A 9,427-nucleotide genomic window follows, 5' to 3' on the forward strand; every position below is an offset into this window, starting at 1 on the left:
CGGGCGCCGGTGCCGGGGCGACGGGGGCGGGCGCGACCGGCGCGGGAGCCGGGGCGGCGGGCGCGGCCGGGGCCGCGGGCTGGACCGGAGCCGGGGCGGCGGCGGCCGGAGCCGCCGGGGCCGGGGCCGGAGCCGGGGCGGCCGGAGCGGGCGCCGGAGCCGCGGGGGCGGCCGGAGCGGCGGCAGCGGGAGCCGGGGCGGCGGCCGGAGCCGCGCCCGGGGCGCCGATGACGGCGAGCTTGGCGCCGACCTCGGCGGTCTCGTCCTCGCCGACCACGATCTCCAGCAGCACGCCGGCGACCGGCGCGGGGATCTCGGTGTCGACCTTGTCCGTGGAGACCTCGAGCAGCGGCTCGTCCTCCGCGACCTCCTCGCCGACCTCCTTCAGCCAGCGGGTGACGGTGCCCTCGGTGACGGACTCGCCGAGCGCGGGCAGGACCACGTCGGTGCCCTGAGCGCCGCTGCCGCCGGAAGCGGCCTCGGCGGTCGGGGCCGGCGCGGGGGCGGCCTGCTCGGTGGACGGGGTGGCCTGCGGAGCCGGCTCGGGAGCCGGCGGGGCGACCTGCTCGGCGACCGGGGCCGGGGCGGCGGCGGGCGCGCCCGTGCCGTCGTCGATGACGGCCAGCTCGGAGCCGACCTCGACCGTCTCGTCCTCGGCGACCTTGATGGAGGCGAGCACACCGGCGGCGGGGGAGGGGATCTCGGTGTCGACCTTGTCGGTCGACACCTCCAGCAGCGGCTCGTCGGCCTCTACGCGCTCGCCCTCGGCCTTGAGCCAGCGAGTGACAGTGCCCTCGGTGACGCTCTCGCCGAGCGCCGGAAGGGTTACGGAAACCGCCATGGTTTCTGTTGCTCCTTACGAATGGTGCGGAAGTCTGTGGTCGTCGTCGCGCCCTGCTCGACGCGGTGACTGGGGACAGCCGGGAGCTGATCAGTCGTGCGAGTGCAGCGGCTTGCCCGCGAGGGCCAGGTGGGCCTCGCCGAGCGCCTCGCTCTGCGTCGGGTGCGCGTGGATGAGCTGCGCGACCTCGGCCGGCAGCGCCTCCCAGTTGTAGATCAGCTGGGCTTCGCCGACCTGCTCGCCCATGCGGTCGCCGACCATGTGGACGCCGACCACGGCACCGTCCTTCACCTGGACGAGCTTGATCTCGCCCGCGGTGTTCAGGATCTTGCTCTTGCCGTTGCCCGCCAGGTTGTACTTCAGAGCGACGACCTTGTCCGCGCCGTAGATCTCCTTGGCCTTGGCCTCGGTGATCCCCACGGAGGCGACCTCGGGGTGGCAGTACGTCACCCGCGGCACGCCGTCGTAGTCGATCGGAACGGTCTTGAGACCGGCCAGACGCTCCGCCACCAGGATGCCCTCGGCGAAGCCGACGTGCGCGAGCTGGAGCGTCGGGACCAGGTCACCGACGGCGGAGATGGTCGGGACGTTCGTGCGCATGTACTCGTCGACCAGGACGTAGCCGCGGTCGATGGCGACGCCCTGCTCCTCGTAGCCGAGACCGGCCGAGACCGGGCCGCGGCCCACGGCGACGAGCAGCACCTCGGCCTCGAACTCCTTGCCGTCGGCGAGGGTGACCTTCACACCGTTCTGGGTGTACTCGGCCTTCGAGAAGAAGGTGCCCAGGTTGAACTTGATGCCGCGCTTGCGGAACGCGCGCTCAAGAAGCTTGGAGGAGTTCTCGTCCTCGACCGGGACGAGGTGCTTGAGGCCCTCGATCACCGTCACGTCGGTGCCGAAGGACTTCCACGCCGAGGCGAACTCGACGCCGATGACGCCGCCGCCGAGCACGATCGCGGACTGCGGGACGCGGTCCAGGACCAGCGCGTGGTCCGAGGAGATGATGCGGTTGCCGTCGATCTCCAGGCCCGGCAGCGACTTCGGCACCGAGCCGGTCGCGAGCAGCACATGGCGGCCCTGGACGCGCTGGCCGTTCACGTCGACGGAGGTCGGGGAGGACAGGCGGCCCTCACCCTCGATGTACGTCACCTTGCGGGACGCGATCAGACCCTGCAGGCCCTTGTACAGGCCCGAGACGACGCCGTCCTTGTACTTGTGGACGGCGGGTACGTCGATCCCCTCGAAGGTGGCCTTGACGCCGAACTGCTCGCTCTCGCGGGCCTGGTCGGCGATCTCGCCCGCGTGGAGCAGAGCCTTTGTGGGGATGCACCCCCGGTGCAGGCAGGTACCGCCGACCTTGTCCTTCTCGATCAGGGCGACGTCCAGGCCCAGCTGCGCTCCGCGCAGCGCCGCGGCGTAACCGCCGCTACCGCCGCCGAGGATCACTAGGTCGAAAACGGTGCTGGCGTCGTTCGCCACGTCACGTCCTCCATGCATGTGCGCCACGCCGGTCTCCAGTGACCGGTCGGCGGCTGGTGTCCGGCCGCTCTTCTTCGGCCCTGTGGTGGGGGCCCTGTCCTGCCGAGAACCCATCTTCGCACTTGTCGGCGGCGTTCGAGACGCCGGGCCGGTGTGTGAGACGTCCCACTCGTCCGCCGCGACGGACAAAACGACCCCGGGCTTTCCCGCGGCCCGGGGTCGTACGGCTGCACGAGTGGCCGTCAGCCCAGGTCGCCCGCCGCCGTCAGTTCGGCGAGGCGGACCAGGGTGCGGACCGCGGAGCCGGTGCCGCCCTTGGGGGTGTAGCCGAAGGGGCCCTGCTCGTTGAAGGCCGGGCCCGCGATGTCCAGGTGGGCCCAGGTGATGCCCTCGCCGACGAACTCGCGCAGGAACAGACCGGCGACCAGGCCGCCGCCCATCCGCTCGCCCATGTTGGCGATGTCGGCGGTGGGGGAGTCCATGCCCTTGCGCAGGTGCTCGGGCAGCGGCATCGGCCAGGACTCCTCGCCGACCTCCTCGGCGGCCTCGACGACGGACGCGCGGAACGCGTCGTCATTGGCCATCACACCGAAGGTGCGGTTGCCGAGCGCCAGCACCATCGCGCCGGTCAGCGTCGCCACGTCGATGATCGCGTCCGGGTTCTCCTCGGACGCCTTCCACAGCGCGTCCGCGAGGACGAGCCGGCCCTCGGCGTCGGTGTTGAGCACCTCGACGGTCTTGCCGCTGTACATCCGCAGCACGTCACCCGGGCGGGTCGCGGAACCGGAGGGCATGTTCTCGGCCAGCGCCAGCCAGCCGGTGACGTTGACCTCCAGGCCCAGGCGCGCGGCGGCGACCACGGCGGCGAAGACCGCTGCCGCACCACTCATGTCGCACTTCATCGTCTCGTTGTGCCCGGCGGGCTTGAGGGAGATGCCGCCCGAGTCGTAGGTGATGCCCTTGCCCACGAAGGCCAGTGTCTTCGTCGCCTTGGAGCTGGTGTACGAGAGCTTGACCAGGCGGGGAGCGGCGGCCGAGCCCGCGCCGACACCCAGGATGCCCCCGTAGCCGCCCTTCGCCAGGGCCTTCTCGTCGAGCACCTGCACCTTGATGCCGTGCTCCTTGCCGGCCGCGGTGGCGACGGCGGCGAAGGCCTCCGGGTTGAGGTCGTTCGGCGGGGTGTTGATCAGGTCGCGGGCGCGGTTGAGCTCCTCGGTCACGGCGGTGGCGCGCGCGATGGCCGCCTTGTACGCCGCGTCGCGGGGCTTGCCACCGAGCAGGGAGACCTCGGCGAGCGGGGCCTTGCCGTTCTTGGCGTCCTTGCCGTTGTCCTTGTAGGCGTCGAAGGCGTACGCGCCCAGGAGCGCGCCCTCGGCGACGGCGCCGACGTCGGCGGGGTCCGCGATCGGCAGGGCGAACGCGGCCTTCTTGGCACCGGCGAGCGCGCGGGCGGCGGCACCGGCCGCGCGGCGCAGCGCCTCGGCGCCGAAGGTGTCGTCCTTCTCCGGGGCCGCTCCCAGGCCGACGGCCACCACGACGGGGGCCTTGAAACCGGAAGGTGCGGGCAGCTTGGTCACCTCGCCCTCGGCCCCGGAGGCGCCGAGGGTCTCCAGGATTCCGGCGAGGGAGCCGTCGTAGGCCTTGTCCACGGCCTCGGCGCCCGGTGCGACGGTGAGTCCCTTGGCGCCCTTCGGGCTCTTCGCGACACCGACGACGATCGCGTCGGCCCGCAGACCGGACGCCGCGGCGGTGCTGAGAGTGAGAGCAGTCACGGTGGTGAAATCTCGCTTCCGTTGAAGTTGCTGTGGCCGAATGGGGTGGGTCGACCGGGCCCGACGGCTGACCCTAGGTCCGGCCCGAGGGGCGGTCCTTACCGGGGCCCTCGCGGGGCGGGCGGGCACGTACCCGGGACGAGCCTACGCTCGGGGCCGGGTTTCGCTCATTCCCGCGTGCGTTCACCGTCCGGTGGTGCCGTGTCCACCGCGGCACAGGGCGCGGACGTCACGGCTCAACCGCCGAGCCCGAGGCCCGTGACCGCCGTGCCGGCCAGGCGGTCGGCCAGGGAGCGGCGGCTCGGTGAGAGAACCGGCAGCGCGTTGAGGAAGAAGATCACCACGGCGACGGCCCACAGCAGGACCGAGAGCGCGAACTCGCCCTGGACCAGCAGGACGCAGGCGAGTGCGTACACGGCGACGTCGGCGGTCGTCGTCACCGCGGCGCGCAGGGCCGCCCGGCGCGGTGCGGTCGGCGTGACCCTGAGGCCGAGCAGGGCCTTGCCGACCGTCCGTCCTGTGAGGGCGAGCGCCGCCCACTGGTAGAGGAAGGTGGCGACCACCAGCAGCCCGAAGGCCTGCTCCACATCCCGGACCACCTTGTGCCACAGCGACAGCCCGAAGCCCTCGGAGGCGTCGATGACATCGCCGCGCGAGCTGAGGATGTCCCACCCGCCACGCGTGGCCAGATCCGGTACGTCCGTCGCGAGCGCGGATATCCGGTGGAAGGTGAGCACGGCGAGCGCGGACGCCGCCGCGAGCACCAGTGCGAAGTCGATGAACCAGGCCATGAACCGCCGAAGTTTCGGCACAGACGTCCCCCGATCACGATCACTTGTCTGTTCGGCGGATCAGATTAGTGGGGGCGGAGGGGCGGATTGGCTGCTTGCCGGGGATCGTTCCAGGCCGGTGACAGTTCGGTGATCGGCCCGGCGATCAGCTCCGTGATCAGCCGGCGGTCGGCCCAGCGGTCAGCCGGCGGTCAGCCCAGTGAAAGAACCACGAGCGCCGTCGTCGCCGCCGTCTCGGCGAGGCCCCCGAACACGTCGCCCGTGATGCCGCCGAAGCGGCGCGTGCAGTGGCGCAGCAGCAGTTCGGCGACCGCGCAGGCTCCGAGCACCGCCACCGCGGCGCGCACGATGTCGTACGTCCCGAGCAGCGCGCCCGCGCCCGCCGCCGCGCCCACGACGGCCACCGTCACCAGCAGCGCGCCGCGCACCGGCACCGTGCCCGCGACCGCCGCGCCCAGGCCCTCGGGGCGGGCCGGGGGCACCCCGGTGCGGGCGGCCAGGGTGAGGGCGAGACGGGCCGCGGTCGCCGAGACGACGGCCGCGAGCACGCCCCGGGCCCACGAGGTCTCGTACGCCTGGAAGAGCGCGGCCACCTGGGCGAGCAGCACGAACAGCAAGGTGATCACGCCGAACGGGCCGATGTCCGACTGCTTCATGATCCGCAGCGCGTCCTCGGCGGGCTTGCCGCTGCCGAGCCCGTCCGCGGTGTCGGCGAGGCCGTCGAGGTGGAGACCGCGGGTGAGCGCGGCCGGTACGGCGGCGGTGGCCACGGCGGCGAGCAGCGGGCCCGCGCCCAGGGCGAGCAGCGTCACGCCCAGCAGCGCCGCCCCCGCCCCGACCACCAGGCCGGCCACCGGCGCGCACAGCATGCCGCCGCGCGCGGCGGCGCGGTCCCAGCGGGTCACCTTCACGGGAAGCACGGTGAGGGTGCCGAAGGCGAAGCGGAGGCCGTGCGGGAGGGAGGAGGCAGGAGACGCCGTCTTGGACACCGGCGCAGGCTACCCGGGTGCTCGGAGAGCGGACGCGGCGGCTTCGGAGGGCGGATGCGATGGCGGTGGATAAAGTTCGTATATGGGTCATTGGTTGTACCGGAACATCGTCGAGCCGGGGAAACTCCCCCTGTTGCTGGCGTTGGCCTCGTTCGTCCTGACCTTTGTGATCACCCGCGTCATCGTCCGGCTCATCCGCGCGGGCAAGGGCCCCTTCGGCAACGTCAAGGCCGGCGATCTGCACATCCACCACGTCGTGCCCGGCGTCGTGTTGACGGTGATCGGCGGCTTCGGCGCGGTGGCCAGCAACCGGCACGGGCTCGGCGCGGGCGTGTGCGCGGTGCTGTTCGGGATCGGCGCGGGCCTGGTGCTCGACGAGTTCGCGCTGATCCTGCACCTCGACGACGTGTACTGGAGCGAGGCCGGGCGCCAGAGCGTCGAGGTCGTGGTGGTCACGGCGGCCCTCGTCGGTCTGGTCCTCGGCGGCTTCGCGCCGTTCGGCGTCAACGACCTCAGCGACCAGGAACTGCAGGACCGCGGGGGCGTGATCCTGACCGTCGGCGTGAACTTCTTCTTCGCGCTGCTCGCCCTGAGCAAGGGCAAGGCGCGCACCGCGATCTTCGGGGTGATCGTCCCGTTCCTCGCCCTGATCGGCGCGATCCGGCTGGCTCGCCCCGGCTCGCCGTGGGCGAAGCGCTTCTACCGGCGCCGCCCCCGCGCCCGCGCCAGAGCCCGGCTGCGTGCCTATCACCACGACCGCCGCTGGGCGGGTCCCCGCCGCAGGGTTCAGGACCTGATCGGCGGCAAACCGGACCCCGAGCCCGCCCGGGCCCTGCCCGGACGCCGATGACGTGCCGCGGAGATCCCGCACACCACCATGACCGCCGCGATGGCCGCCAGATGCTCCTTGCCCGCCAGGTTCTCCTTGAGGGCCACCTCGACCGCCATGGCTGCGATCACCGCACTCGCCGTGACATACGCGCCGTAGCGCCAGCCCAGGAACACCGCGAGCCCCACCACGGCCGCCGACGGGCCGGTGTCGACGACCTGCGCGTCCGTGCCGGGCAGGCCCAGCGGGTTGTGCGGGCCCAGCGCGATGCCGACGCGTGCGTAGAGCGTGCCGGCCAGCGTGGCGACGTACGCGACGACGAGCGTGCGCCACCAGCCCAGGCAGATCTCGGCGATCCCGAACACCAGCAGGATCTGTACGAGCGCCCCCCATACGGGCAGGTCCAGCGCCGGTACGAACACGGAGAGCGGGGTGCGCAGGAGGGCGAGCCACAGCGGGTCCTCGGCGCGTACGGAGCCGATGTTCTGCACGAACTGAAAGCCCCATGACTGGTTCTGCGTGAACTGGAAGGCGGTCGTGAGACACACCGCCCCGATGGTCATGGGAATCGCCCGCCACTGCCTCTTCACGAGCGCCTCGCGCAGGGTGACGTACAGCAGTCCCCATTCCGCGCGGGCCCAGCGGGCGAGCGTACTCATCTGTGCGACTCCAGGTGTTTGCGGTGCAGCCACTTCGGCAGGCCCGGCGCCTCCAGGAACCCCTCGGCGCGCGCGGACGCGACGCCGATGCGCAGCAGATCCGCGCTCTTCTCGAAGAGCAGGAACCGCGGCTCCCAGATGGGCCGGTACTTGGCATTGGCGCGGTACAGCGACTCGATCTGCCACCAGCGCGAGCAGAAGCTGAGCAGTGAGCGCCACAGCCGCAGCACCGGTCCCGCGCCGAGACGCGCCCCACGTTCGAAGACGGAACGGAACATGGCGAAGTTGAGCGAGACCTGGGTGATCTTGATCTCCTGGGCGCGGCGCAGGAGTTCGATCACCATGAACTCCATCAGCCCGTTCTCGGAATCGCGGTCGCGCCGCATGAGGTCGAGGGAGAGGCCGCCCGGCCCCCAGGGCACGAAGGACAGCAGGGCCCTCAATTCACCCTCGCCATCCGTGCATTCGAGCATCACGCACTGCCCGTCGTCCGGGTCGCCCAGCCGCCCGAGCGCCATGCTGAACCCGCGCTCGGTCGCCCCGTCCCGCCAGTCGTCCGCGCGCTTGAGGAGGTACGCCATCTCGTCGGCCCGGATGTCCTCGTGGCGCCGGATGCGCACCTGGTAACCGGCTCGCCTGACCCGGTTGTAGGCCTGCCGGACGGTGCGCATGGCCCGCCCCTCGAGGGTGAACTCGGCGGTCTCCACGATGGCCTCGTCACCGAGTTCCAGCGCGTCCAGCCCATGCCGGGAGTACACGGTGCCCGCCTCCTCGCTCGCGCCCATCACCGCCGGGATCCAGCCGTGCGCGCGGGCCTCGGCGAGCCAGGGCTCGATGGCGCCGGGCCACGCCTCGGGATCGCCGATGGGGTCACCGGAGGCCAGCGAGACGCCGCCCACGACGCGGTAGGCGACCGCCGCCTTGCCGGTCGGCGACCACACCACGCTCTTCTCGCGCCGCAGCGCGAAGTAGCCCAGCGAGTCGCGGTCCCCGTTCTTGTCGAGGAGGACCCGCAGCCGCTTCTCGTCGTCCTCGGTGAGCGGGTCGACGGCGCGGCGGGAGCGGAAGGCGGCGTAGAAGACGGCGAGGACCAGCAGGGTGCTGAACACGTTGATGACGACGTTGACCCAGTTGGGCGTCGTGATCCCGAGGAAGTGGGAGTCGTCGGCGGCGACCGAGACCAGCCGCAGGGTGCCGTAGCGCCAGCGGTCCAGGAAGGTCGAACGGTGCGCGTCGTGCGCGTTGTTGGTGACCGTGACGAGCAGGACGGCGAGCAGCGAGGTGACCAGCAGCCCGCCGACCGCGACGGCCGCGGCCAGCTTCGGATTCGACCGGTCGCCCTTGGCGTAGAACTCCCGCCGGCCCGCGGCGAGCGAGCCGACGAAGGCCGCGGTCAGCGCGAGCGAGATCCAGTTCTGGGCGTACTGGCGGATCTCCGGGAACGCCATCGCGACGGCGAACAGCAGCAGGAACAGGCCGCTGAGCACGAAGTTGAGGATCCATGCGGCCCGCTTGCGCCGCCGCATGGTGATGGCCAGGAACATCGTGAACACACCGGACGCGAATCCCGCCGTCAGCAGGTACGGCGTGAAGTAGTTCTCGGTGTTGTGCCGCCGCACGTCCTGCCCGAGCGACACCCAGGCGGCGCTCAGGAAGTTGATGAACGTGACGGCACGCAGGTACCAGACGGCGAAGGCGGCGGCCCGCCGCGAGGCAGCCGTGGACCGCCGGTCCCCGTCCCCCTGGCGGGCCGACGCCCGTTCCTGATCAGCGGCAATTCGGGCATCTCCCATAAAGGGCGATGATATGGGGCGGGGTGGCATGCGCGGGGGAGGGCCGATACGGCTGATACGCCCCGGACGCGTGTGACCCGCCGCCCGCCTTCCCGACGCAGCCAACCCCCTTCCCACGCCCCCCGCTGCCGCCCCGTTCCGGGTGCCGCGTACCGCGCCGCCCTGCACTTACGCTGCCGCGCAGCCGGTGCCGGGTGCCGGGTGCCGGGTGCTTGCGCTGCCGCGCCACCGGGTGCGGCGCGCGAGCTCCCGCGCCGCCGCCCGCCGCGCTGCC

Annotated in this window: 8 protein-coding genes; 1 reads left to right on the forward strand and 7 read right to left on the reverse strand. The window is 72.1% G+C overall.

Translation table 11 applies throughout. From position 1 onward, the window contains the following. The 5 genes from AB0D27_RS43965 to AB0D27_RS43985 all read right to left on the reverse strand — a co-directional run. A partial coding sequence (locus AB0D27_RS43965) for a biotin/lipoyl-containing protein (protein WP_362520901.1) occupies window positions 1-841 on the reverse strand: 841 nt, incomplete at its 3' end. Window positions 842-931: 90 nt separating this feature from the next. Then, window positions 932-2,320, reverse strand: coding sequence for a dihydrolipoyl dehydrogenase (gene lpdA, locus AB0D27_RS43970; RefSeq protein ID WP_362520902.1), 1,389 nt, complete (start codon window positions 2,318-2,320; stop codon window positions 932-934). Between the two features lie 242 nt (window positions 2,321-2,562). Then, a complete protein-coding gene (locus tag AB0D27_RS43975; RefSeq protein ID WP_362520905.1) occupies window positions 2,563-4,092 on the reverse strand; it encodes a leucyl aminopeptidase in 1,530 nt (509 codons plus the stop codon). 236 nt (window positions 4,093-4,328) lie between these two features. Beyond that, window positions 4,329-4,883 carry an RDD family protein gene (locus AB0D27_RS43980; RefSeq protein WP_362520908.1) on the reverse strand — a complete coding sequence of 185 codons (555 nt, stop codon included), beginning with the start codon at window positions 4,881-4,883 and terminating at the stop codon, window positions 4,329-4,331. A 191-nt stretch (window positions 4,884-5,074) separates the two neighbouring features. Further along, a complete protein-coding gene (locus AB0D27_RS43985) occupies window positions 5,075-5,872 on the reverse strand; it encodes an adenosylcobinamide-GDP ribazoletransferase (RefSeq protein ID WP_362520910.1) in 798 nt (265 codons plus the stop codon). A gap of 82 nt (window positions 5,873-5,954) precedes the next feature. On the opposite strand from AB0D27_RS43985, the gene AB0D27_RS43990 reads away from it, so the two are divergent. Beyond that, window positions 5,955-6,722: a hypothetical protein gene (locus tag AB0D27_RS43990; protein ID WP_362520912.1), complete on the forward strand. Its 768-nt coding sequence runs from the start codon at window positions 5,955-5,957 to the stop codon at window positions 6,720-6,722. On the opposite strand, the gene AB0D27_RS43995 is transcribed toward AB0D27_RS43990, so the two are convergent. Beyond that, entirely contained in the window at window positions 6,659-7,360 is a 702-nt protein-coding gene (locus AB0D27_RS43995; protein WP_362520915.1) for a hypothetical protein, read from the reverse strand. The two genes, AB0D27_RS43990 and AB0D27_RS43995, sit on opposite strands and share 64 nt — an antisense overlap. Beyond that, window positions 7,357-9,153, reverse strand: a complete 1,797-nt coding sequence (locus AB0D27_RS44000; protein ID WP_362520917.1) for a phosphatidylglycerol lysyltransferase domain-containing protein — start codon at window positions 9,151-9,153, stop codon at window positions 7,357-7,359. The genes AB0D27_RS43995 and AB0D27_RS44000 overlap by 4 nt, the downstream gene beginning before the upstream one ends. Window positions 9,154-9,427 lie beyond the last annotated feature (274 nt).

This window comes from Streptomyces sp. NPDC048415, assembly GCF_040651675.1.
GTDB lineage: Bacteria > Actinomycetota > Actinomycetes > Streptomycetales > Streptomycetaceae > Streptomyces.